The sequence below is a fragment of the Streptomyces humicola genome, from assembly GCF_024436035.1.
Lineage (GTDB): Bacteria > Actinomycetota > Actinomycetes > Streptomycetales > Streptomycetaceae > Streptantibioticus_B > Streptantibioticus_B humicola.
In genome coordinates, this window is the sequence record NZ_JANFNG010000002.1 from 426480 (window position 1) to 449906 (window position 23427).

Annotated in this window: 16 protein-coding genes; 11 read left to right on the plus strand and 5 right to left on the minus strand. The window is 70.6% G+C overall.

The genetic code is table 11. From position 1 onward, the window contains the following. Positions 1-25 precede the first annotated feature (25 nt). From NGB36_RS05400 to NGB36_RS05425, 6 genes are all read left to right on the plus strand, one after another. Positions 26-1477, plus strand: coding sequence for an amino acid permease (locus NGB36_RS05400; RefSeq protein WP_255919023.1), 1452 nt, complete (start codon positions 26-28; stop codon positions 1475-1477). A 32-nt stretch (positions 1478-1509) separates the two neighbouring features. Next, the gene (locus NGB36_RS05405; RefSeq protein ID WP_255918894.1) at positions 1510-2361 is read left to right on the plus strand and encodes a GNAT family N-acetyltransferase; all 852 of its coding nucleotides are present in this window, start codon (positions 1510-1512) and stop codon (positions 2359-2361) included. Between the two features lie 521 nt (positions 2362-2882). Beyond that, positions 2883-3086 (plus strand): hypothetical protein, encoded by a 204-nt coding sequence (locus NGB36_RS05410; protein WP_255918895.1) that lies wholly within the window; start codon positions 2883-2885, stop codon positions 3084-3086. A gap of 510 nt (positions 3087-3596) precedes the next feature. After that, on the plus strand, positions 3597-5396 hold the full coding sequence (locus tag NGB36_RS05415) for an alkaline phosphatase family protein (RefSeq protein WP_255918896.1): 1800 nt from the start codon (positions 3597-3599) through the stop codon (positions 5394-5396). A 432-nt stretch (positions 5397-5828) separates the two neighbouring features. Next, positions 5829-6242: a DUF779 domain-containing protein gene (locus NGB36_RS05420; protein WP_255918897.1), complete on the plus strand. Its 414-nt coding sequence runs from the start codon at positions 5829-5831 to the stop codon at positions 6240-6242. Positions 6243-6819: 577 nt separating this feature from the next. Beyond that, complete coding sequence (locus tag NGB36_RS05425) at positions 6820-7737, plus strand: SGNH/GDSL hydrolase family protein (protein WP_255918898.1); 918 nt, start codon at positions 6820-6822, stop codon at positions 7735-7737. Positions 7738-7746: 9 nt separating this feature from the next. On the opposite strand, the gene NGB36_RS05430 is transcribed toward NGB36_RS05425, so the two are convergent. Beyond that, complete coding sequence (locus tag NGB36_RS05430) at positions 7747-8523, minus strand: SDR family NAD(P)-dependent oxidoreductase (protein WP_255918899.1); 777 nt, start codon at positions 8521-8523, stop codon at positions 7747-7749. 54 nt (positions 8524-8577) lie between these two features. On the opposite strand from NGB36_RS05430, the gene NGB36_RS05435 reads away from it, so the two are divergent. After that, on the plus strand, positions 8578-9579 hold the full coding sequence (locus NGB36_RS05435) for an acyltransferase domain-containing protein (protein ID WP_255918900.1): 1002 nt from the start codon (positions 8578-8580) through the stop codon (positions 9577-9579). Positions 9580-9669: 90 nt separating this feature from the next. Beyond that, on the plus strand, positions 9670-11175 hold the full coding sequence (locus tag NGB36_RS05440; RefSeq protein WP_255918901.1) for an APC family permease: 1506 nt from the start codon (positions 9670-9672) through the stop codon (positions 11173-11175). A gap of 21 nt (positions 11176-11196) precedes the next feature. On the opposite strand, the gene NGB36_RS05445 is transcribed toward NGB36_RS05440, so the two are convergent. Both NGB36_RS05445 and NGB36_RS05450 read right to left on the minus strand, forming a co-directional pair. Then, positions 11197-15513, minus strand: coding sequence for a glycoside hydrolase family 38 N-terminal domain-containing protein (locus NGB36_RS05445; protein WP_255918902.1), 4317 nt, complete (start codon positions 15511-15513; stop codon positions 11197-11199). 52 nt (positions 15514-15565) lie between these two features. After that, entirely contained in the window at positions 15566-16819 is a 1254-nt protein-coding gene (locus tag NGB36_RS05450; protein WP_255918903.1) for a glycosyltransferase 87 family protein, read from the minus strand. Between the two features lie 539 nt (positions 16820-17358). Between NGB36_RS05450 and NGB36_RS05455 the strand changes: the two genes are divergently transcribed. Further along, the gene (locus NGB36_RS05455) at positions 17359-18405 is read left to right on the plus strand and encodes an NAD(P)-dependent alcohol dehydrogenase (protein WP_255918904.1); all 1047 of its coding nucleotides are present in this window, start codon (positions 17359-17361) and stop codon (positions 18403-18405) included. Between the two features lie 45 nt (positions 18406-18450). Here NGB36_RS05455 and NGB36_RS05460 read toward each other — a convergent pair whose 3' ends face one another. Then, positions 18451-19800 (minus strand): phosphodiester glycosidase family protein, encoded by a 1350-nt coding sequence (locus NGB36_RS05460; protein ID WP_255918905.1) that lies wholly within the window; start codon positions 19798-19800, stop codon positions 18451-18453. 234 nt (positions 19801-20034) lie between these two features. On the opposite strand from NGB36_RS05460, the gene NGB36_RS05465 reads away from it, so the two are divergent. After that, entirely contained in the window at positions 20035-20814 is a 780-nt protein-coding gene (locus tag NGB36_RS05465) for a polysaccharide deacetylase family protein (RefSeq protein ID WP_255918906.1), read from the plus strand. A gap of 75 nt (positions 20815-20889) precedes the next feature. Here the strand turns inward: NGB36_RS05465 and NGB36_RS05470 are convergent, their stop codons facing one another. Continuing rightward, on the minus strand, positions 20890-21153 hold the full coding sequence (locus tag NGB36_RS05470; RefSeq protein ID WP_255918907.1) for a hypothetical protein: 264 nt from the start codon (positions 21151-21153) through the stop codon (positions 20890-20892). Positions 21154-21351: 198 nt separating this feature from the next. On the opposite strand from NGB36_RS05470, the gene NGB36_RS05475 reads away from it, so the two are divergent. Continuing rightward, the gene (locus NGB36_RS05475) at positions 21352-23352 is read left to right on the plus strand and encodes a helix-turn-helix domain-containing protein (RefSeq protein WP_255918908.1); all 2001 of its coding nucleotides are present in this window, start codon (positions 21352-21354) and stop codon (positions 23350-23352) included. Positions 23353-23427: the final 75 nt, after the last annotated feature.

The window sequence follows — 23427 nt, forward strand, 5'->3', positions numbered from 1 at the left end:
CGACGATGACGCGACGCTGCACGCCATGGGCTATCCGCGCAAACTCACGCGGCGGTTCCAGGCGTTCGACAACTTCGCCATATCCTTCACAATCATCAACATCATCGCAGGGATCTTCTCCTCCTTCGGGTTCGGGATGAACGCCGGCGGCCCGCGGATCCTCGTCTTCGGCTGGATCGGCGTATCGGTGATGGTGTTGTTCGTCGGTGCCTCGATGGGGGAGATCGCCTCCGCCTACCCGACCAGCGGTGCCCTGTACTTCTCCGCCGGCAAGCTCGCCAAGCGGCATCACGGGGCCTGGTCGTGGTACACAGGTTGGCTCAACTTCGTCGGCCAGGTGGGTGGCACGGCCGCCACGGACTACGCCGCAGCCACCTTCATCCAGGCGTTCATCGCCATGCAGTGGCCCTCGTACCAGGTGACGCCGCAGCGCACGGTCGCCATCACGGCGGCGATCCTGCTCGTGCAGGCACTCGCCAACACCTACACGGTCCACCTGGTCGCCATACTCAACCGGATATCGGTGTGGTGGCTGTTGATCGGCATGGTGATCATCGTCACCGCGCTGACCGTGGTGCCCATACATCATCAGCCGACTTCGTACGTGGCCCACTTCGCCAACAACACCGGTTTCACCAACGGTCTGTACGGCGGAATGCTCGGCCTGCTGGTCACCAGCTGGACGTTCACCGGATTCGACGGAAGTTTCCATATGTCCGAAGAAACCGTGCGGGCCACCATCAACACGCCGAAGGGCATCATACGGGCGATCGGCTGCTCCGCGTTCACCGGGCTCATCCTCATGCTCGCCCTGGTGTACGCGATCCGCGACTACGCACACGAAGCGAGTGCCGCGGCCCCGCCGGTACAGATTCTCATCGACGCACTGGGCCTGGGCACCGCGAAACTGCTGCTGCTCATCGTGATCGGCGCCATGCTCTTCTGCGGCCTGGCCAACATGACCAGCAACACCCGGCAGATCTTCGCCTTCTCCCGCGACGGGGCGATGCCAGGGTCCCACTGGTGGCACTCGGTCTCCACCCGGACCCGTACCCCCGTCAAAGCGGTGTGGCTCGCCGCCGTCTGCTCCCTGCTGCTCGTCGTACCCGGCTGGTGGTCCAACACCGCCTTCACGGCCGTCGTCAGCGTCAACGTCGTCGGCCTCTTCCTTGCCTACGGCATCCCCATCTTCCTGCGCCTGCGCCTGGACACCTTCCAGCCCGGCCCGTGGCACCTGGGACGGTACGGCAAGCCCGTGGCCGCGATCGCCGTCGTCTGGATCGTGATCAGCAACATCCTCTTCATGCTGCCCCAGGCATCCCCGATCACCGCCACCTCCTTCAACTACGCGCCGATCGCCGTGGCGGTGGTGCTGCTCATCGCCACCGCGTGGTGGTTCGCCAACGCCCGCCGCCGCTTCCAGGGACCCGTCAGTTACGGCAGTCCCGATGAAGTGGCCGCCATGGACCTGATCTGAGATCGCATCCGAGAAGGGGCACACAGCAGGTAATGGACACCACGCAACTCACCGTCGGCAACGCCTCGCTGGAGGAGTGGCGACAGGTGGAGCAATGGGCCGCGGAAGAGGGGTGGAACCCCGGCCACGGCGATGTGGCCTGCTTCCACCCCACCGACCCGGCAGGATTCTTCCTCGGACGGTTGGATACCCGGCCGGTCTCCGCCGTCTCGATCGTCACGTACTCCGAGCACTACGCGTTCCTCGGTTACTACCTGGTCCACCCTGACCACCGTCGGCGTGGACTGGGGCCGGCGACCTGGCAGGCTGCAATGCCCCATGCCGGGGGGAGGACCATCGGGCTGGACGCCGTCCCCGCCCAACAAGGCACCTACCAGCGAGCAGGGTTCACCGCCGCCCACCACGCCCTCCGCCACTGCGGACGCCCCAGATGGTCCACATCCATGGCATCGGGAATCGTGCCCGTCACAGCGGATGTGCTGAATGCCGTGGCGGACTACGACAGGAAGTGCTTCCCCGCCGACAGGAGTGGCTTCCTCGCCCGCTGGACGACCGCCGCCGACCGCGTCGCGTATGTACGACTGCGTGACGCGGATGTGGTCGGCTACGGAGTAATCCGGCCGGCCCTCCACAGCTGGCGCATCGGCCCGTTGTTCGCCGACACACCCGATGACGCCGAAGCACTCTTCGACTCCCTTACCGCGACACTCGGTTCGGACGAAGAGGTCTGCATCGACATCCCCGAACCCCACCATGCCGCGTGCTCCCTCGCCACGTCCCGGGGGCTGATGCCACGCTCCCACACCGTGCGCATGTACGCGGGACCCGTACCTCCAAGCCGGATGGAACGCACCTACGGCGTCACCAGCCTCGAACTCGGCTGACCGACCGGAAGGTGGTTCGGAGGGCGCCGCGGCCTGGGTTCCAGCATTCCCGGGGACTCGCCATAACTCCCCGGTGGGAGTGGCGCTGCACCGGGAAGAATGCCCTGCATGAGAGCGCGGCGCCCGATGGGTACCGGAGCTGTTGCCGGAAGCCGTCGTCGGCCAGCCACGGGACGCATGCGGCCGTCGCAGAACTCGCTGCCGCTGCGGGGGCCATCGCCCGCGCGGGAGCGGTGACAGTGGGTGACGGTGGGCGGACGAGGCAGCCATCTGAGTGAAGTCCGTCTCTTACCTCGCGATCGCCAGAAGGTGAGAGGGAGCTTAACGATTACTCCGTCAGCGCCGGCCGTGTGCGGCCCGCGGTACACCCGCACATGAGATTTCCTTTAATCCCCTCACGCACTCCTTATTTCATCAGCCCGGCACGACAGTGCATCACCATTCCCAGTAGTTGCGTCCCGGGAGATCGCGACGGACATTATTGACGTACCCGGAAATACCGGGAAAAGGAAAGGTAACTGATGATGTCGAACCTCACTTTGAAGCGGGCAACAGTCACAACTCTCGTCGCGCTCGCGGCCCTCGGCAGCTCGGCTTCGATCGCGAGCGCTGCCGCCCCTACCCACGACGGCCACGGGCGCTACGGCCACCACGGCTGGCACCGGTCCTACCGCGACGCCTACCGCGTGGACCCCTGGAGCTTCCACCGGTACTGGAGGCGCTGAAGCGCCATCAGGCGCCGACGCAGGAACATCACCTCCAGATGGAAGAAGACGCACTGGGACACCGCCTGGCGCATGCACCGCGCCAGGCGGTATTCACTCGAACGCGGCGTCGAAAGAGAACCGGCGCGAAAGCCGCGCGTATGAACATGGGGGCTGCCTGATCCTGCCCTCCGCTGCCGAGTCCCCCGCCAGCACGCCGCCTGGCGGGGGACTCTCGTGCACGGCGCGGCGGTAGAGAGTCATGCGGTGAATCCCCGACGAGGGGGCATAGCAAATTCCCGCCAGCAGCCACAGCACCACGACGACGCCGGCCGCAGCGAGCATGACCGTAGCGCCTCGAGGCGATCGAATCGGGCTCCGCCACGGCGATCGCCCAATTCCCGGGGCGTACCTAGTGAATCGCCGTTGTCGCCGAGCGTTGGCGCACCGTTCTTCCAGCCGACAGCGCCAACCTGTATATACATGTTCCGTCCATGACCACCCTTCGGCACTCACGTGATGAGGTAGCCCATGCGACTGCTGTGGAAAACCCTCGGCAGCGTTCTCGCCCTCCTCGGGGCGCTCTTGATCACCGTCCCCACACCTCGCGCAGACGCGGCGACCACCAGCGGAAACCTGATCGTCAACGGTGACGCCGAGGCCGGCTTCTGCACCAACGACTGGACCGCTGCCACCACGATTCCCGGCTGGACCGTGGAATCCGGCAGCCCGAACGTGATGTGCTACACGGCCGGGAGCCTCGCGCACCCGTCGAGCCCAGCGCCCGGGAAGGCGTTCTTCGCGCCCGGGAACCAGGGAGACGGCACCATGACGCAGACCGTCGACGTCTCGTCCGGCGCCACCGCGATCGACGGCGGCGGCGTGACGTACAACCTGTCCGGCTGGCTCGGCGGCTGGACCGTCTACAGCGGGTACGCCGCGGTCTCGCTGCAGTTCCAGGGCACGAACGGGCAGCAGCTCGGCGTGGCCAAACTGCCGACGGTGTCGGCCGCCGACCGCTCGGACACCACGGAGTTCCTCGCCCGCAGCGCCACCGGGTCGGTTCCGGCCGGGACGCGCAGCATCCAGGTGCAGGTGCAGTTCCTCGACTCGTCCCACGAAACCGGCTACCTGGACAACCTGTCCCTGACGCTCAGCACGCCGGTCACCTCCCCGGCCCCCCTGACGCCGCCGACCTCCCGCGTGCCCGGCTACGACCACGTCTTCATGGTCATGATGGAGAACACCGACTACTCCGAGATCATGAACGACCCGACGGACACGCCGTACATGCACAGCCTGATGGCACAAGGCGCCACCATGACCGACTACCACGCCGTCTACCACCCGAGCGACGAGAACTACCTGGCCGTCGCCGGCGGCGACACGTACACCACGGGCGCCACCTACTGGCCGAACATCAACTCCCCTGAGAAGAACCTCGGCGACACCATCGAGACGGCAGGCAAGACCTGGAAGGCCTACGAGCAGGGCATGGGCACCCCCTGCAACACCAACACGAACTATGACAAGTACTACGAGCCCGACGACGCGCCGTTCATCAACTACACGGACATCAGCGGCAACGCCGCCCGCTGCGCCGCCCACCTGTTCGACACCACGCAGCTGACCACCGATCTGCGGAGCGCCGCGACGACACCGAACTTCTCCTGGATCGCGGCCGACGACTACTACGACGGCGAGCAGTCCGGCAACGGCAACTCCACCAGCCTGAAGACACAGGACGGCTGGCTGCAGCAGACCCTCGCGCCCGTGCTGTCCTCCCCGGCATGGACCCAGCAGAGGTCCTTGCTCATCCTGACCTGGGACGAGTCCGAGACCGAGGCGGACAACCACATCGCGACGGTCATCCTCGGCTCGCAGGGCAGCGTCCCTGCCGGGACGAGCAGCGTGACCCGCTATGACCACTACAGCACCGCCCGCACCATCGAGGAGGCACTCGGCCTGCCCGGTCTGACCGCGAACGACACCTACGCGACGCCCATGAACGACGCCTTCGCACCATCCGGCGCCGGCACGCCCACGCTGACCAGCAACACGCCCGCCATCGCCAATGGCGGCAACGTCACCTTCCGCTACTCCGTACCGACAGCGAGCCAGGTCAGCTCGACCAACTGGATCGGGATCTATCCGGCTGGGGTGACACCTGGTCAGAAATCTTCGCTTACCTGGCAGTACGCCCCCAACGCCAGCGGTGCCCTGACCTTCAGCACGAGCAAGCTGTCGGGCCCGGGCACCTACTCGGTCTACTACCTGGCCGACAACGGCTACAGCGTGCTGGCCGGCCCGTTCACACTGACGGTCGACTGAGCCGACTGACGCGAACGTCATCGGAGCGGTTTCGCTCACCCCGCCCGGCCCCGGCGTGTCCGGTGGCCGGGCGGCGCCGCCTCGGCCGTCTCAGCTCATCAGGCTCCGGGGTCGCGCTGCCCGCCCGGGATGGCGGGCGCCCGCACACCTTCTAGGCGCGTGGGGCGCGGTGCTGCTGCGCACCACCAGGTCCGCGTTCGGCCCGGCGATCGCGCCGACAATGGGCCGGTCCCAGCGGGGCGGACCGCCGCTGGGAGGAATTAACCTGACTCAGTGACAACGTGAGCAGGATGTGGGCCAGTTCCGGACCGGGTGGCGACGTGCGGGCGACCTCATCCGTCTTGGCTGGTCAAGGAAGGAGCCCGGCATGCACGACCATGAGACCACGAACCTTTCGGCCGGCAACTCGTCCCAGAAGCCCGGGTTCTTCTGATGGGCGCGGGTGGCCCGCGCACCCGGCGGGTGGAGCTGTCGGCGGCCGCCGAGGAGCTGGTGGGGCGTCTGGCTGCGCGGCACGGGCCGTTGATGTTCCACCAGTCCGGCGGGTGCTGCGACGGCAGCGCGCCGATGTGCTACCCGCGCGGCGAGTTCCGGGTCGGCGCCTCGGACGTGCTGCTCGGAACGGTGGCCGAGGACACGCCGTTCTGGATGAGCGCCGATCAGTACGAGTACTGGCGGCACACCCATCTCACCGTGGACGTGGTCCGGGGGCGGGGCAGCGGCTTCTCGCTCGAAGCGCCCGAAGGCGTCCGGTTCCTGTTGCGGTCCCGGCTGCTGACGGACGACGAGTGGAAGCGCATCGCCGGTGAACCGGCACTGCCGACGGGCGCGGACGACGGCGGGTGAAGCGTGCGGGTTCCGGCCGAGCGCAGCAGTTCCTTCGCTCTGGCGGCGTCCGGGCCACGCCCCGTACTGGTCGAAGAAGGGGTTGGTGTGGCCGAGGATCCCTTCCGGGATGAGTGAGTACAGCGGTTGCACCGTGTGCCCGTGGACGTCCCTCACCAGGGCCTCCCGGTCGGCCAGCAGCGCGGCGGCGCGGTGGAGCACGGGGTTCGAGAACGGCCTGTGCGTGGTGTCGAAGGCCGGGAAGCGGTCTCGGAGTTGCTCTCCTCGCTGGTCTGGAACGTGCTGTGCCGCCCCGGCTGGCGTTCTCGACCGCGGGCGGCAGGCTGCCGGGGACGAAGTTGGACCTGCCGGTCCTTCAGCCCGGCGGCGAGGGCGTCGGGGGTGGCGTAGTAGCGGATCGTCGCACCGCTGTTGAAGCGCTGGGGATGTTCGGGAGAGACCGTTTGCGGCCCGCCCGGACGGGGGGCAGATACCCGTTCAACTCGTGGCTGACGACGCCTTGTCAACGGGCATTCACCGGGGCGCATAATTCCCTCGCCATGGGCCGTTGTCGGCCCGGGCCGGAGAGGAGCACCCCATGCATGCACCGTCCCCCGGCTCGTTCCGGCGTCGCGCACGGCTCGCCATGGGCGCGGTGGCGAGCGCGACGCTGCTGGCCGCCTCCCTCACCACGGGCACGGCCGCCGCCTCACCCGTCGCCGCGGCGCCGCACCCCGCGCGGCCGCACTACTACCTGTCGCTGGGCGACTCCCTGGCCGCCGGTTACCAGCCGGACGCCCGCGGGAACGTCCCCGGCGTCTCCTACACCGACCAGCTCTACGCCCGGCTGAAGCAGCGGGATCCGAGCCTGGTCCACGTGCAGTTGGGCTGCAGCGGTGAGACCACGACGACGATGATCGACGGCGGGATCTGCAGCTATCCGGGGGCGGCGTCGCAGCTTGCGGCCGCCACGTCGTTCCTGCGCCACCACCGGGGCCAGGTCACCACGGTCACCTTGGACATCGGCGCCAACGACGTCGACGGCTGTTTCGCCTCCGGCTCGATCGACGCGGGCTGCGTGGCGAAGGGGCTGGGCGAGGTGGCCACCGATCTGCCGCGGATCACCCGTGAGCTGCGTGCCGCCGGCGCCGCGTTCCCGCGGTACGTGGGCATGACGTACTACGACCCGTTCCTCGCCGCGTGGTTGGAGGGCTCCGCCGGGCAGCGGGACGCGGCGTTGTCGGTGCCGCTCGCCGACACGTTCAACGGGGTCATCGCGGCCGCGATGCGGCTGCACGGCTTCCGCGTCGCCGATGTGTCCGGGGCGTTCTCCACCAATGAGTTCACGCCCACGGTCGCGGTGCCCGGCTTCGGCCCGCTGCCGAAGAACGTGGCGGAGATCTGCCTGCTCACCTGGATGTGCACCCCGTACGAGGACATCCACGCCAACCGGGCCGGGCATGCCGTCATCGCGGGCGTGTTCGACGACACCCTGGCGGGCTACCGCCGCCCGTGACCCGGTGCCTCACCACGGCATGGCGATCCCGCCGTTGGGACGCAGGATCTGGCCGGTGACGAACGCCGAGGCGTCACAGGCGAGGAAGAGCACGGTGCGGGCGATGTCCAGCGGGCTGCCGAGACGCCCCAGCGGTGTCGCCCGCACCATCGGTGCCTCCACCGCGCGCTGTTCCTCGGCGGTGGGGCGGGCGGTCATGGGGGTGCGCACATAACCGGGGGCGACGGCGTTGACCCGCACGCCGTGGGGCCCCGCCTCGGTGGCGAGCGTCCTGGTGAGCTGGACGACGGCGGCCTTTGCGGCGCTGTAGCACAGCAGGCCGGCCCGGCCGGTGTCGACGGCGCCGGAGGCCATCGTGATGATGGAGCCGCTGCCGCGCTGCGTCATCACTCGGGCGGCCTCCTGGCAGCCGTGCAGAACGCCCTTGAAGTTGACGGCGAAGACGCGGTCCAGATCGGCGTCGGTGGTCTCCACCACGGTACTGAGGTGCATGATCCCGGCAATGTTCGCCAGGACGTCGAGGCAGCCGTGCGTGCCCACCACGGCGCCGACGGCCTCAGCGACCTGCCGGCGGTCGGTGACGTCGACGGCGTGCGCGGCCGCGGTTCCGCCGCTGCCGGTGATCCGTTCCGCGGTCTCGTGTGCCCCCGGGCCGTCGAGGTCGGCGCAGTGGACGGTTGCGCCCGCCTCGGCGAGGAGCTCCGCCGTGGCCCGGCCGATTCCGCCGGCGGCGCCGGTGACGAGGGCGGTGCGCCCGGTGAGGTCGAAGGCCGCGAGGGTCGCCATGCGGCGACGGTAGAATGCTTCCTGACGGACCGTCAATCCATCTGCGTGGGGGTCATGCGTCCATCTCCTGCTCCTGCCGGGCCGGACGAGGTCGCGGCGCGCCTCGGGCTCGGGCCGGGACACCGCCGGTGGCTCACCACGTTGGCCGCCGTCGGCCAGCCGCCGGACCCGACGCCACGTGACGGTCCCCGCGAGACTGCCGCTGTGCTGCGCCGTCTTGGTCTTTCCGGGCAGGATGCGGCGGAGGCGGCCGGGTTCGCGCCCTGCCCCGATAAGGAGCCGGAGCTGTGGTGGCTGCTGGAGCGGTGCCGCCATCTGCTGGCCCGCTCCCTGGGCGAGCCGGGGCCCGCGTGGCAGTGGCCGTCGTTGCCCGCGGCTCTCGGCGGGCACGGCCGCTGGTTCTTCGTCCACGTCTTCCTCGCCGCGGCGCCCGACGTCCGCAGCTGGAGCGCCGCCCGCGGGATCCCGGGTGATGTCGTCGACGCGACGCTCGCCGACCTCGGGGAGAAGGTGGGCCTGCACCGCGTGATGCACGGAGTCGGGGGGCTGGACAAGCAGGACTGGTTCACGCTGCATTTCCGGGGCGCCGTCCACCGGCTGGGCGCGCTGCAGTACGAGCGGGTGGTGCTGGCCCGCGGGACGGTCCCCGGGGTGGAGGGCGCCGCGCTGAGCCTGCACATCCCGGCGGAGGGTCCGCTGACGCCGGACGCCTGCGAGGAGTCGCTTCGCCGGGCTCGCGCGTTCTTCCCGGCGTGCTTTCCGCACTGGCCGGCCCAGCGGGTGGTGTGTGTCTCCTGGCTGCTGGATCCCCAGCTCGCCCGGTATCTGGGTCCGGAGACCAACATCATGCGGTTCCAGCGCCGTTTCCGGCTCGCCGCGCCCGGCGAAGGCGGTTACCCGGGTGACGGGCCCATCGTGGAGTTCGTCTTCCGCGCCGCTTCCCCGGTGGCCGTGGACCAGCTGCCGCGGCGCACCACGCTGCAACGTGCGGTGGCCGACCACCTGCGGGCGGGAGGGCACTGGCGGATGCACCCGGGCTGGTTTCCGCTGAACTGACCTGCCGCCGCCGTCTTGTCGCGGCGGAATCGGTTCTTCACAGTAGGTGGGTGCGCACCGTCGGTGCGCCGCGAGGCGGGAGGGTGATCCGTGACCGAGCCTGAGCCCCCGGCCGCCGTCGAGTCCGCCCGGACCAACCCGTCCGCCGACGCGCCGCCGGGCAGCGGCGGGCTCGAACGTCGCATCACCGCGTTCCAGGCGACGGCCCTCAACATGGCCGGCATGGTCGGCATCGGACCGTTCATCACCATTCCGCTGATGGTGTCGACGTTCGGCGGGCCGCAGGCGATCGTGGGCTTCGCGGCGGGCGCTCTGCTCGCGCTGTGCGACGGGCTGGGCTGGGCGGAGCTCAGCGCGGCGATGCCCGGTGCGGGCGGCGCGTACATCTACCATCGCGAGGCGTTCCAGTACCGCACCGGCAAACTGATGCCCTTCATGATCATCTGGACCACCGTCCTGGGACTCCCCCTCGTCGTCTCCACCGGAGTCATCGGCATCGTGCAGTACCTGGGCTTCCTGTGGCCGTCGATGACCACAACGGAGGGGACGCTCGTCGGACTCGCGGTGATCGCCTTCACCATGCTGCTGCTGTGGCGCAGGGTCGGTTCGGTGGCGCGGCTCACGGTCGTCATGTGGGCGGTCATGGTGGTGGCCGTGGCGGCTGTGCTCGTCGCCGCCTTCGTGCGGTTCGATCCGTCACGCGCCTTCACCTATCCGCCCGGCGCGTTCGACGTCGGCTCGGGCCACTTCTGGAGCGGTGTGGCAGGCGGTCTCGGCATCGCCGTCTACGACTACATGGGATACAACAACGCGGCCGTGATGGGCGCCGAGGTCGCCCGGCCGGGACGGAGCCTGCCCAAGGCCACGGTCGCGTCGATCATCGGGGTGATGGGCATCTATCTGCTGCTGCAGATCGGTGCACTGGGCGCGCTCGACTGGCACCGGATGCTCGACCCGGACTCGACCGCCTCGAAGTCCGTCGCCTCCGCGGTGGTGGCGAACGCCTGGGGCCCGGCGACGGCGAACGCGGTGACCGTGCTCATCCTGGTCACCGCGTTCGCCTCGGTCTTCGTCGGGACGCTCACCGCCTCTCGCACGCCGTACCAGGCGGCCCTCGACGGCCTGTTCCTGCGGAGCTTCGCCCGGCTGCACCCCCGGCACCGCTTCCCGCTCGTCGGCCAGCTCGCGATGGGCCTGATCATGGCGGCCGGATTCCTCGTCGGCCGGTATGCCGATCTCAATGTGCTGATCCAACTGCTCGTCACCGCTGGGCTGTTGGTGGGCTCGTCGGGGTCCGTCTCGCAGACGCTCGCGCTGTTCGTGCTGCGCAGGCGCCAGCCGGCGCTGGAGCGGCCGTACCGGATGTGGCTGTATCCGCTGCCTGCCCTGGTCGCACTCGTCACCTGGCTGTTCATGTTCGCCGCGGCCGATCACGACGCGCCCGGCGCGCACCCGGTCGAATGGTCCGTCGCCTGGCTCCTCGCCGGCTGCGCCGCCTTCCTGGCCTGGTCCCGCAGGGAGCGGGTCTGGCCGTTCGGCACGAAGTCGATCGAGGAGCGGTATCTGGTCCGCCAGGAGCGCGCCCGCAGCTCGTGAGGGCCTCGGGGTCTCCCGGTGTCAGCCGTCGGCGTCGTCCTGCGGGACGATCTCCATCGGGACAGGACGGGTGTAGTGCAGGCTGCCGAATGCGGCCACCCGGACCAGCGCCCACAGCCGGCTGCCGGGGCGCGCGGTGGGGGCGGCCGTCGCCGTCCAGCGCAGCACGTACGCCTCGCCGGGACCGACGGCGAAGCCCTGCGTCCACGGTTCGACGGTGAGGTCGGCCCGTCCGCCCCAGGTCCCGTAAGGGCTCAACAGCTGGGCCTCGCCGCGGACTTCGCTGCCCGCGAGGCCACGCAACCGCACCTCGACGGGGGCGCTGCGACCCGGTTCGAGCCGTAGAGGGCCGGTGTCGAGGCCGACCGAGAGCGGCTGGATCTGCGTCTCGCCCGGAATCGGCCCGGCGAGGACGGGGAGTGCGTCCTCCAGGGTCTGGCCGTACTCGTCGCGGATACGGGCCGCGACGAACAGCGGCACGCCCGGTGCGGGGGTTCCGAAGGTGCCGGAGACGCGGACCGTGAGGGTGAAGGCCGCGTGCTCGCCGGGCGCCAGGTCGTAGTCGAGCGTGGGCGCCTGGACGGTGAGCCCTTCGGGGACGTCCAGCTCGATGCGGCCTGCGGCGGGGCGCGTCGAGGTGGCCACGGTGAGGCGGAGCCGGGTCGCCGACCCGGGCTCAGGGAGCACGGCATGCGCCGAGGCCACCGGCGTCAGGTGCACGCTGACGGGCAGGTACCCCAGGGGCGCCGGGCCCTTGTTGTGCAGCCAGTACCGGGTGAAGACCGGTTGCGCGGGCTCCGTGCACGGGCCGAGCGGGACGGTGGATCCGGCGGCGTCCGTGGCCGTGCCGGTGGCGGACGGGTGCAGTGCGAGGGTGGCGACCTCTGCAGCATGCAGCGGGAGTTCGGCGGTCGCGTCGCGCACGACGAGCGCGTCCCGGTCGTCCTGTTCGAGGAGATCGGTGCGGTGTGCGGCCTGCACGCCGGTGAAAAGGCGGATGCGGGCGGTGGTGGCCCGTCCTGCCGACTCGTACAGACGCGCGGTGAGTCCGGCGCCGTCCGCCGGTTCGCGGGTGTGCGCCGAGGCGAGCGGGTTGCCGCGCGCCTTGAGCGCGGTCAGCAGGACAGTGTCGGGCTCGACGGAGGCGAGGCCCGCCACCGGGGGCAACGATGCCTGAGCCGGGCTCGCCGCACCGTCCCGCTCGGGCACGGGACGGACGAGGAGGGCGTGGTTGTACTCCTGTCCCGCGCGGACGAACCGGCCCTCGCGCCAGTCGCCCTCGCCCGCGACGAGCGCGTACTCGAAGGTGTGGGACCAGTGCTGGAGCTGGAACCCGGAGCCGTCGGGGGCGGTGCGGCGTTCGCCGTCGAGCCAGACGCCGCTCGGCCAGGCGGTGCACGAGCGCATCAGGCTCAGGTGGAAGGTGCCGTCGGTCTCGGCGACATGGCTCGGGGTGCCCCGGTTCAGCAGGGCGACACCGTGACCGCCGTAGGGTTCGGTGGTCCCGGGCAGCTCGGCCTGGCCGACGTCGATGACGGAGTCGTCGAGGTCGGCGGCGAGGGCGGCGATGCCGGCGACGACCAGCGCCGGCAGATCGCGGGTGCCGGTGACGTCGGCGCCCGGCACCCATGTCTCGCGCTGCGGGCGCGCGGCGGGCACGAAGACCCGCCCGGTGTCGGCGAGGACCTTGGCGTAGGCCGGCCCCGCGGCGTCGAGGAGCTCGGCCGCGTAGCCGTTGGTGTCCGGGCTGCCCAGCACGACGCGCAGGTCGGGCAGGTTGGAGTCGAGGTCGAGCGCACCGTAGCGGGGTCCGCCCGGGCGGGTGCAGGTGGCGGTGACGCCCTGGCCGGCGAGGGCGGCGAGCAGCGCACGGACGTCGTCGCGCCGCGTCTCGTCGTCGGGCTCGACGACCTCGGCGACGCCCACGGCATGCTCTTGCGTGTCACCGTCTGGGCGGCGCAGTGCGATGCGGACGGTGGCCGAGAGCCCGGCCCAGGTGTGGGCGGGGTTGTCGAGCGTCCACAGCTCCTCGCCCGCGTCGGAGCCGGGGAAGCCGAAGGAGCGGCCGATGGCCGCAAAGCCGACCTCGTGGACGGGCTTGGCGCCCGGCAGATCGAGGCCGAAGCGCACTCTGAGCAGGTGGTCCTGGCCGATGGAGCCGTCGACGTGGGCGCTGAACTCGATCCGTTCCAGGCCGTCGAGGCAGCTCGCCACCTGGGTGATCGTCAGGTCGCCGATGCGCGCGGCGGTGACGAGGCGGGAGCCGATCGGTGAGGCCTCGGCGCGTACCCGGCCCCTCGACGAGCCCGACCCGATGCCCGGGCCCTTGGGCAGCAGGTGCCACGGGCCTTCGCCCCATCGCGGGTGGGTGGCGTACTCCCCCTGAAGGGTGAACTCCGCGCCGAGCGCGCCGTTGCGCAGCAGCTCGCGCCCGGCTCGTAGGTCGCGGATGCTGGTCAGGGCGCCGCCGCGGCCCGGGTCCGCTTCGATACGGAAGGCGGCGTTCTGGGCGCGGCAGCCTTCCCTCTCGCACCAGGCGTCCGGGAGTCCGGGGGCGTCCACGATCCGGTAGAGGCGGTGTCCGAGTGCGGGCACGCCGCGGGCGAGGAAGCCGAGCGTCAGCTCGGCGACGGTGCCGTCGGGGTGGCGGCGGACGGCCTCAGTGACGGCGGGCAGGGGCGTGCCCGTGTGGTCGTGCACGGCGGCGCCGCGCGGGCCCGGCTGCGGGTAGCGGACGGTGACGGTGGCGAGGCCATCGCGCGGCCAGGACAGGGTGTTGACGGCGAGTACGGGCCGGCCGGGTGTGTCACCGGTGTCGATCAGGGCGGCGAGACGGTCGGCGGCCGCGGTGCGCACCGCGTCCCCCAGTTCGTAGGCCTCGCGCCAGCCGCCGAGCAGATCAAGATAGACCTGGTCGGATTCGCTGCCGGTGACGGCGTCGTGGTGGGCGCCGAAGGCGAGTTGACGCCAGGCCTTGTCGAGGGCCTCGTCCGGGTAGCGCCCGCCGGTGAGGGTGGCGAGCGCGGCCAGCCGTTCGGCGTCGAGCACCGCCACCTCGGCGGCGCGCTGGGCCTGTTTGGTGTCGATGTATGAGACGTCCTTGCCGGTGTAGACCGGGTTCATGTCACGGGTCTGCGGGCTGAACGGCCGTCCGCCCTGCTCGGTGCGGACGGCGTCGAGGTATTCGCGGGGCAGGCCGACGATGAAGCGGGGCCAGAGGTACCTGTCAGCCCAGGCGCGGTGGACGTGGGTGCTCCACCGGGAGGGGATGACGTGGTCACCGCCGACCGGCAGCATCACATTGCGGGTGGCGGCGACCGGTTTGAGCTGTGCGTACTGCTCGTACGCCTGCTCCATCGCCTGCTCCAGGGTCTTGGCGTGGTTGTCCAGCGCCCAGCCGGCGCTGTAGTGGTTGGCCATGTAGCTGGTGAGCAGCCCGCGTCCGCTCGGCGAGATCCACTCGAACTCGGAGGGGAACTGCATGCGGGTGTTGTCGCGGACGTGTCCGCGGGGGCCCCACATGTGGAAGGGGCCGCGCGCCCAGGAGCTGGCGGTGAGACCGGCGTCGGCCATCAGCCCGGGGTAGGAGGGGTCGTGGCCGAAGACGTCGAGCATCCAGGCGGTGCGCGGGTCGCCGCCGACGACGTCGCGCTGGTAGCCGATGCCGTGAACGGCGTTGCGGACCGTGGACTCGGGGTGAGTGAGGTTGGTGCTGGGCTCGTTGTAGTTTCCGCCGACGAGTTCGACGCGCCCTTCGTGCAGGAAGCGGCGCAGGTCCTCCCGGTCCTCCGGGCAGGCGTCCCAGTGCGGTTTGAGGTAGTCGAGCTCGGCGAGGACGAACTTGTAGTCCGGGTCCTTGCGCGCGGCATCCAGGTGAGCCCGCACCAGGTCGAAGGCGGTGAGGACGGCGGTCTTGTGGCGTCGCTCCTCGGCGACGGGGACGTCGTACCACGACTGGGTGAAGGCGGCCTGCGTGTTCCACCACACCGGGTCGTAGTGGAAGTGCGAGACCATCCACATCGTCCAGCCCGGGACGGCGGCCTCGATGCGGCCGTCGAGCGCGGCGGTGGCGCCGGTGCTGTCGGCGAGGGCGGTGACGCGACGGAAGGAGCCCTCCTGGACCGGGGCGGCGAGCACGACGCCCACCTCGGCCTCGCGCTCCTCCCCGTCGCCGAGCCCGGGCAGTACCGCCGGTTCCGGCGTGCTGACGGCGGGGCCTTCGAGCCGCACCGAGACGGGGCCGCCGGCCGGGCCCGCCACCCGTATCCGGACGACTTGCCGCGGTGCGGCCGCGGTACCGGTAAACAGGTCGGTGGCGTAAATGGCGCGGATCTGCATGGAACGCTCTCCCCTGTCTGATGGCACGGCGCTGCCGTGTGCATCAGCGCTCCTACCCAGCGGGAGGGGGAAGCGCACGGCTGTCCGGTGGATCCCCTACGAGCGTCGGCGGGTTGCGCATGACGGCCTCGCGTGGCGCGTCCGCCGCCTGCTCCCCGGGTGCCGCGGCGATGCACAGGAACGTGACAACGGCGCAGGCCGGATAGACCCAGCCGAGGGCCGACAGGTACCAGGGGCGGCTGAACGCCCAGATGGTCGGCTGGAGCCGCAGCAGCAGGGTGACGGGCCAGGTGGCGGTGGCCGCCGTCCACGCCCAGCACGGCAGCCGTCCGACGGCGGATCGCCGCGGAGCCGACCAGATGATCACGGCGGCGGCCCACACCCAGTGGTGGTCCCATGAGATCGGGGAGAGCAGCAGGCCGAGGAGTTCGACGGTGACGATCGCGGCGAACGCGTCATCGTGCCTGATCGCGGTCCGCAGGGCGCGCACCGCGAGGACGACGGCGAGCGCTGCCGCGATCAGCCAGGGTGCGGTAGTGCCCACGTCGTGACCGGCCGTGCGTGAAAGAGCGCCGCGCAACGACTGGTTGATCACCGAGCCTATCGGCCCGTCACGTCCGGCGTCGCCCAGCAGATGGAACCAGAAACGTTCCGACGCTGCCGGGGAGATCAGCCAGGCGACGCCTGCCGTCGCCGCGCAGACCGCGGCCCAGCAGGCGGCCGCCGAACGGCGCCGGGTGGCCAGCAGGTAGAGCACCGAGATACCGGGGACGAGTTTGACCGCGGTGGCGATCCCGGTCCCCAGCCCCGTCGCCCACGCGTTGCGCTGGGTCAGGGCCCACAGGGTGAGCGCGGCGAGGAAGAGGTTGACCTGACCGAAGTCGAGCGTGGTCTGCACCGGTTCGATCCACAGCAGACCCGCGGTCCACACCATGGTGACGCGGGCGTCGCGCACCCCGGTCAGCGACAGGCAGCGGTGGACGAACCACGCCAGGCACAGCAACGAGGCCGCGTCCCACAGGACGCCGACGACCGTCCACGGCAGGGCGGACATGGGCAGGAACAGCAGGGCGGCGAACGGCGGATAGCTGAACGGCAGCGGGAAGATGCTCGTGCCGTGCAGGACGAGTCGCACGTCGTACAGCTGCCCGGTCAGCAGGGCGGGCGGCAGTGAGCGGAAGACCCGCAGATCGATCAGCCCATCGGTGCGCAGACCGAACACCAGGAGAGCCACGTGGGGCACGAGGGACGCGGCCAGCAGCCACGGCGCGTTCCGGATCAGCCAATGTCGGCCGGGCTTGGACATGGGCGGAATGCTATGCGGTCCACCTGAATGGGGACCGACGGTGGGCCAGGGTGGGCCGACGGGATGGCAACACGCCGTCAGGAACTTTTGGACCGCGTTAAGAATATCCCACTCTTATGTTCATCTTACGTTCCTTTTTGTGATGATTTATGGCGACTCGTAAGCGTGGAGCCGGTCCGTCGCACCGCCACAGATGCCAGGAGGAACAGACATGCACCGTAAACGCGTTGCTCTTGCCGCCTTCTCTATGGCGGCTGCATCGATGGTGTTCGGGATGCCCGCCGCCTACGCCGTTTCGCCGTCGCAGACGGCCGGCGACGACAGGTTCAGGTGGTGACCGTGTCAAGCCGCCCAAATATCAGGCGCTTTACCCGAATTCGCGATGACATAGGTAGATGGACTATGCGAGCATTCCGCGATAGCGGGCTTTTCGTAAGAAAAAGGGGAATGAATTCCCGCGCGCGCGGATGCGCCTGTCCTCGGTGGTCCCGGATCACCCGACTTGTGTTCGAGTGCGCTCCAAGTCGTACGGTCGCGGCATGAGCACCACCGTTTCCGCCTATGCGGCACCTACTCCCAAAGCCCCTCTGGAACCCACGACGATCACTCGTCGCACGGTCGGCGAGCACGACGTCCTGATCGAGATCAAGTACGCCGGTATCTGCCACTCCGACATCCACCAGGCCCGCGAGGAATGGGGTGACGGAATCTTCCCCATGGTCCCCGGGCACGAGATCGCCGGTGTGGTCACCGAGACCGGTCCCGGCGTCACCCGTCATGCGGTCGGCGACCGGGTGGGCGTCGGCTGTTTCGTCGATTCCTGCCGCTCCTGTGCCCATTGCAAGGGGGGGCGCGAGCAGTACTGCACCCAGGGAGTCGGCACGTACAACGCCGTGGGCCGCGACGGAGAGCCGACCTACGGCGGCTACAGCACACACGTCGTCGTCGACGAGAACTACGTGCTACGCATCCCGGACGCGCTGCCGCTCGACGTCGCGGCGCCGCTGCTGTGCGCCGGCATCACCCTGTACTCGCCACTGCGCCGTTGGAATGCAGGACCCGGCACTCAGGTAGCGATCGTCGGCATGGGCGGGCTCGGGCACATGGGTGTCAAGATCGCCCACGCCATGGGTGCCGAGGTCACCGTCCTCAGCCACTCCCTGCGCAAGAGGGACGACGGCCTGCGGTTCGGCGCCGACCACTTCCGCGCCACCGGTGACCCCGCCACCTTCACCGAGCTCGCCGGCTCCTTCGACCTGATCGTCAACACCGTCTCGGCCAACCTGGAACTCAATGCGTATCTGGGCCTGTTGACGGCGGAGGGCACACTCGTCAACGTGGGCGCGCCCGAGAACCCGGTGCCGGTCGCCATGTTCTCGCTCATCCAGGGCGGCAAGAGCCTGGCCGGGTCGATGATCGGCGGCATCGCCGAGACCCAGGAGATGCTCGACTTCTGCGCCGCTCACGGCATCGGCGCCGAGATCGAGACCATCCCGGTGGACCGGATCAACGAGGCGTACAAGCGGGTCGTCGACAGCGACGTCCGCTACCGCTTCGTCATCGACACCTCGACCTTCGCCCGGTAGGGCCGAGTTTCCGGCGCCCGGCGGCCCGTGCCGCCGGGCGCCCGGTCACTTGTGGACGAAGATGCCGACGCCGTCGGCCACCGGCCGTTCGGAGCCGCCCGACGGGTGGTTGCGCACCGAGACATGGTCGCCGCCCGGGGTACGCACCACCAGCGTGCTCGAACCGCCGCCGTCCAGGTCCACCGCGTCCTCGGATCCGATGCTCCGCATCAGACCGGCCAGTTCGCGCAGGGTCATCCCGGAGCGGGCACGCGAGTCGCCGTCCAGTGCCATCAGATAGAACAGGTGGCCGCCGGGGCCGTATCCCGCGCTGGTGCGCACGGCGCGCGCCGCGTCGTCGAGTCCGCGTACCGGTTTGCCACCGCGCAGGATGGGGAAGCCACCGATCGCGAACCGCAGTGGCGGGTGCTGCGCCGCGGACACCTGGCGCTCCACGTTTGCCTCCTCGCGCAGCATGAGGTTCTGCAGTGCGAGCGCGAGCGGTCCGGTCTTCGTGCCGTCGCCCGACACGGAGAACCCCGCCATCACCAGCGGCCCCGGGGCGCGGTCCGCGCCGCCGGCGAGCCGGTGCGTGACGTGCACCGCGTCGCCCACCCGCAGCCGCCGCAGCTGCTCCGCGCCGGCCTCACGGCCCACCAGGACGACGGTGTCACGGGGGATGGCGCCGGAGCCGGGCGTCTGCGAGACGGCGCTGACCCGTCCGTGGGCCACCGTCACCTCGTGGGTGTCCGTGCTGCAGGAGTCGGCGCGCCGGTGGTCCGTGCCGCAGACGGCCCGGTAGCGGGAGGTGCGGCCCCACCGCGAGGTGTAGGCGCCGATCCCGCCCACGGGCAGGGCGTACTGGTTCAGGCCGCGCAGTTCGAGCGTGCCGTGCGGGGTGGTGATGGAACCGGTCATGGAGAGCCGGTCGATGCGCGCCACGCGGTCGATTCCCACTCCGATGACGTCCTGGTCGGAGGCGCCGGTCGGCAGGGCGGGGCCGAACCGCTGGCCGCGCGGCACCGCGGCCTTCAAGACCTCGCCGGCGGCGATCGCGGGGCCGACCGCGGCCCCCGTCGCATCCACGCCCGGGTGCTGTGCCTCGCTGACGTCGAAGAAGTCCCCGTTGACACCCCCCACCGCGCCCTGGTCGTCCGCCATCCGTGACACCGTCTCGCGGCCGGCGACGGCGGCGGGGTGGAGCAGATCGACCGACACGCGACGGTCACTCAGATCCGCCACCAGCAGGTGTCCGTAGGCAACGCCGTGCGCCAAGGGGACGGAGAACTCGCGGTACTCGACGCCCGGTGCCACCTGGAGCTGCTCCGTGAACCGCACGCCGTCGGGGACGAAGGCCCCCGCGACCCCCGTGCATGCGACCAGTGCGCTCGACGCGATCAATGCCGCTCCCGCCACACGAAGGTGGTACACACGACGTGACACGATCACCCCAGGCGCTTCACGATGACCAACGGTCAGAGTTGAATATCAACATATTCATCGACAAATGCGCAGAAAATCACACCCACTGAATGGGGGAATCTGGCCACGGTCGTTGTCGTCCGCCGGCCCGGCGGGAGGGGGATGAGGTGACGGTCCGTCCGGGACTTGAAGCCGCCCCCCGGCCCGCCACTACAGTCCTGCACTGTTATGACAAGAACGCCGATATCCCGCCGGACCCTGCTGTCCGCCGGTGGTCTGCTGCTGCTCAGCGGATGCTCCGACAGCGGTGCCACGCACGCTTCAGCGCCGGCCCGGCCCACCACCGAACCGACGATGATGCCGGGCGACTCCCACCGAGGAGGCACGCCGCAGCCGGGCGCCGCGGGCAAGCGGCCGACGACGCAGGCGCCCGAGTTCTACGTGGAGGACGGATCGCGCGCGATCGCGCTGACCATAGACGACGGTCCGGACCCGCAATGGACGCCGCAAGTGCTCGACCTGCTCGGCAGATACGGGATAACCGCGACGTTCTGCCAGGTCGGCATCCGCGCCGCCGCAGACCCCGCCCTGGTGCACGCCGTTGCCGACCACGGCCACCTCGTCGCCAACCACACCTGGACCCACGCCGACCTGGCCGCGGCGACCCCGGCGGGCGTCCGCGAGCAGCTCGAACGCACGAGCGACATGATCGAGAGCATCTCGGGCCAGCGGCCGAGGCTCTTCCGCGCCCCCTACGGCGCGTGGACGCAGTCCACCTTCGCCGCCTGCAGGGCACTCGGCATGCGCCCCCTGGACTGGTCCGTCGACCCGCGCGACTGGGCGCGGCCGGGGGTCTCTCGCATCGCGCAGACGATCCTGCGGACCACCAGGCCCGGCTCCATCATCCTCGAGCACGACGGGGGCGGGGACCGCTCCCAGACGCTGTCGGCTCTGCGGATCGTCCTGCCGCGCCTGCTGGACGCGGGCTATCACTTCGTCACGCCGTGACCGTGCGCGGGTGGTGACCCGGGCATGGCGGAGCCCTCGTCCCCGGGAGCGGGGCGAGGGCTCGGGCGGCGGTTCCTAGGCGGCGTGACGGGTCTGCGCCGGAACCGCCGGCTTATGTCGCAGCGGTATGTCCCGGCCCTTGGCGCGCCACTCCCGGACGACGGCGTCGAACACCGGCGTCAGCGAGCTCTTCACGCTGCGCTCGACCGCCGGTGCGCCGGCCCGAGGAGACGAATCCTTGGTCGTCGCGGCCTCGGCCGTTGCCTCCTCGCTGGCCTTCTCGGCGAGATGGACCACGTCCGGCATGTCACTTTGTGCTTTCTTCTTCGCATCAGTCATCCGCGCACCATACGTCACGCCCTGTTCATGGGCTGTGATCCACCTCTCCGGGAGGCGGCCTGCCATGGTGACGATCCCCACCCCGAAAGGTGAGAATGTGGCCTCCTGCCACATGTGCGGCGGCCCGGATCTCCGTACCGTGGAGCCAAGCCGCTCCGATCCCCGCACCCACCCGCCCCCGTCACGATCACCTCCGCCATGCCCGAGCCGCATCGTCCCGTCGCGCCGTCCATGCGCCGTCTCGTCGAACTCCTCGCAGAAGGTGCCCCACCCGAGGCGTTCGACGAGGTCGTCGCGGGTGCGCGCAGTTGCGGGACCGGCAAGGACGATCTCCGCGAGCTGGAGGTGGCCGCGGCGACCGCGCTGCGGGTCCGGCGTACGCTGCGTCAGCACCGCCGCCGCGAGAACGAGCTCACGGCGCTCTTCGACACCGCGGGCGATCTCGCCTCGCTGCGCGACCTCGGCGCAGTGCTGCCCTCGATCGTCCGCCGCGCCAGGATGCTGCTCGGCACCGACACCGCCTACCTCACGCTGCCCGACGAGGACGCCGGGGACACCTACATGCGCGTCACCGACGGGTCCGCCTCCGCTCTCTTCCAGAGCCTGCGGCTGGGCCTCGGAGAAGGTCTCGGCGGTCTCGTCGCGCAGACCACCAGGCCCTATGCAACCCCTGACTACCTGAGCGACGAGCGGTTCCACCACACGCCGACCATCGACTCCGGCGTCCGCGAGGAGGGGCTGGTCGCCATCCTCGGCGTCCCGCTGCTGCTCGGGTCGAGCTCCGGCGACGGCGGCAAGGTCATCGGTGTGCTGTTCGCGGCGGACCGGCGGCCGCGTACCTTCTCCCCCGACGAGGTCACCCTGTTGTGCTCGCTCGCAGACCACGCCGCGATCGCCATCGACACCGCGAGGGCCCTCGCCGCCAACCGGGCCGCGCTCGCGGACCTCGCCGAGGCCAACTCCCTCATCCGCGAGCACTCCGCCGCGATGCAGCGCGCCGAGCAGGCACATGACCGGCTCACCGATCTCGTCCTGCGCGGCGGCGACGTACGGGAGGTCGCCGCGGCGCTCGCCGGGCTGCTCGGCGGTGCCATCTGCGTCCACGATCCGCTCGGCAGACGGCTGACCGCCGTCGACCACGCGGGCCGCACCCTCGCCGAGGACACCGCCTGTGCGGTTGCGGATACCCGCCCGGACACCACGGGCAGGACGGTGCTTGCCGGGGCCACCGCGGATTCCCGCACCACCGCCCGCGCGATCTTCCGCGACGGACGGTGGGTCTGCGCGGTGCTCGCCGGGCAGGAGCTGCTCGGCAGCCTGGTGCTCCACGGGCGCGCCCACCTCGACGACCCCGACCGGCGGCTCTTCGAACGCGCCGCGGTCGTCACCGCCCTGCTGCTGATGCTGCGACGCTCGGTCGCCGAAACGGAGAACCGGGTACGCGGCGAGCTCCTCACCGACCTGCTCTCCGCCCCGCACCGGGACCCCGCCGGACTCACCGAGCGCGGCCGCCGGGTCGGCGTCGACCTCGACCGGCCCCACCTGCTGCTCGCGGCGGAAAGCGAGCCCGAATCGCGCGGCAAGCTCGCCGCGGCCGCCGCGCAGCACCTGTTCGGGACCGGCGGCATAAGCGCCGAGCACGGGGAGCATGTCGTCATGCTGCTCCCCGACGACTCCGCGCCGGCCGGCGAGACGGCCCGCGGCGCCGCCGCCCAGCTCTCCCACCTGGCCGGCGCGCCCGTCACCGTCGCGGGCGCGGGTCCGGGTACCGGTCCTTCGGCGCTGGCCGAGGCGTACACCGAGGCCGTGCGCTGCCTGGCCGCGCTGCGCATCCTCGGCCGCACCGGTGACGGCGCGGCCGCCTGCGACCTGGGCTTCCTCGGTGTGCTGCTGGGCGGCGGGCACGACGTCGGCGGCTTCATCGCGGCCACTCTCGGTCCGCTGCTGGAGTACGACGCCCGGCGCGGGACGGAGCTGGTCCGCACCCTGGAGGCCTACTTCGCCTGCGGCGGCAGCCTCACCCGCGCCAAGGAACGGCTGCACATCCACGTCAACACGGTCGTGCAACGCCTGGACCGCATCCAGGCGATGCTCGGGCACGACTGGAACACGCCCGACCGGGCGCTGGAGCTTCAACTCGCGCTCCGCCTGCGCACGCTGGCCGGTGAGGCACCCGCCGGCGGCGCCCGGCCGCCCTAGGCCCTGTCCGGGCGATCTTCCCGCGGCGTCTGGCGCAGGGGGTACCTCCCGCCGCAAGGCGGAGGGTCGCCCAGG

Excerpts from the sequence above, each read along its gene's own strand:
- NGB36_RS05400 (WP_255919023.1), top strand. The coding sequence starts at position 26 with ATGGGCTATCCGCGCAAACTCACGCGGCGGTTCCAGGCGTTCGACAAC.
- NGB36_RS05405 (WP_255918894.1), top strand. The coding sequence starts at position 1,510 with ATGGACACCACGCAACTCACCGTCGGCAACGCCTCGCTGGAGGAGTGG.
- NGB36_RS05410 (WP_255918895.1), top strand. The coding sequence starts at position 2,883 with ATGATGTCGAACCTCACTTTGAAGCGGGCAACAGTCACAACTCTCGTC.
- NGB36_RS05415 (WP_255918896.1), top strand. The coding sequence starts at position 3,597 with ATGCGACTGCTGTGGAAAACCCTCGGCAGCGTTCTCGCCCTCCTCGGG.
- NGB36_RS05420 (WP_255918897.1), top strand. The coding sequence starts at position 5,829 with ATGGGCGCGGGTGGCCCGCGCACCCGGCGGGTGGAGCTGTCGGCGGCC.
- NGB36_RS05425 (WP_255918898.1), top strand. The coding sequence starts at position 6,820 with ATGCATGCACCGTCCCCCGGCTCGTTCCGGCGTCGCGCACGGCTCGCC.
- NGB36_RS05430 (WP_255918899.1), bottom strand. The coding sequence starts at position 8,523 with ATGGCGACCCTCGCGGCCTTCGACCTCACCGGGCGCACCGCCCTCGTC.
- NGB36_RS05435 (WP_255918900.1), top strand. The coding sequence starts at position 8,578 with ATGCGTCCATCTCCTGCTCCTGCCGGGCCGGACGAGGTCGCGGCGCGC.
- NGB36_RS05445 (WP_255918902.1), bottom strand. The coding sequence starts at position 15,513 with ATGCAGATCCGCGCCATTTACGCCACCGACCTGTTTACCGGTACCGCG.
- NGB36_RS05450 (WP_255918903.1), bottom strand. The coding sequence starts at position 16,819 with ATGTCCAAGCCCGGCCGACATTGGCTGATCCGGAACGCGCCGTGGCTG.
- NGB36_RS05455 (WP_255918904.1), top strand. The coding sequence starts at position 17,359 with ATGAGCACCACCGTTTCCGCCTATGCGGCACCTACTCCCAAAGCCCCT.
- NGB36_RS05465 (WP_255918906.1), top strand. The coding sequence starts at position 20,035 with ATGACAAGAACGCCGATATCCCGCCGGACCCTGCTGTCCGCCGGTGGT.
- NGB36_RS05470 (WP_255918907.1), bottom strand. The coding sequence starts at position 21,153 with ATGACTGATGCGAAGAAGAAAGCACAAAGTGACATGCCGGACGTGGTC.
- NGB36_RS05475 (WP_255918908.1), top strand. The coding sequence starts at position 21,352 with ATGCCCGAGCCGCATCGTCCCGTCGCGCCGTCCATGCGCCGTCTCGTC.